Genomic DNA, 590 nt, shown 5'->3' with positions numbered 1-590 from the left:
GCCGAAGTGATGCATTACGGCACCACGCTCCTCACGCGCGACGATGTGATGGAAGGCGTGCCCGAGATGATCCCCGACATCCAGGTCGAAGCGACCTTCCCCGACGGCACGAAGCTCGTGACCGTCCATCACCCGATTGCGTGACGAGACGCGCTCATGATCCCAGGCGAACTGATTACCGACGACGGCGAGCACGAACTCAACGCGGGCCGCGCAACCATCACGCTCACGGTATCGAACACAGGCGACCGCCCCGTGCAGGTCGGCTCGCACTATCACTTCTACGAGGTGAACGCGGCGCTGTCGTTCGATCGCGAAGCAGCGCGCGGATTCCGTTTGAACATCGCGGCGGGCACGGCCGTGCGCTTCGAGCCGGGCCAGGAGCGCACCGTCGAACTCGTCGCGCTGGCCGGCGACCGCGTCGTCTATGGCTTCAACGGCAAGGTGATGGGCAAGCTTTGATCTCTTGCCCGCGTCCCGCTTTTGCAAGAGCCACTTCCGGAACCTCATGACATGACACTACGCATTGGCCGCCGCGCATACGCGGAAATGTACGGCCCCACGACGGGCGACCGCGTGCGTCTCGCGGA

The 590-nt window shown here is 64.4% G+C and carries 2 protein-coding genes and 1 pseudogene; all 3 read left to right on the top strand.

Features of this window, described 5'->3' with window-relative positions; all coding sequences use genetic code 11:
• Positions 1 to 144: urease subunit gamma (gene ureA, locus BN2476_RS48990; protein ID WP_235851220.1), on the top strand; the 144-nt coding region annotated here is incomplete at its 5' end.
• Positions 145 to 156: 12 nt separating this feature from the next.
• Positions 157 to 462 carry an urease subunit beta gene (locus BN2476_RS42435; RefSeq protein WP_087740119.1) on the top strand — a complete coding sequence of 102 codons (306 nt, stop codon included), beginning with the start codon at positions 157 to 159 and terminating at the stop codon, positions 460 to 462.
• 51 nt (positions 463 to 513) lie between these two features.
• Positions 514 to 590, top strand: a pseudogene (locus BN2476_RS49855) (hypothetical protein); the annotation flags it as partial.

The organism is Paraburkholderia piptadeniae, from assembly GCF_900007165.1.
In the GTDB taxonomy this organism is placed as follows: Bacteria; Pseudomonadota; Gammaproteobacteria; order Burkholderiales; family Burkholderiaceae; genus Paraburkholderia; species Paraburkholderia piptadeniae.
Note: the sequence above shows the minus strand (reverse complement) of the source record. Positions and strands in the feature narration are given on the sequence as shown.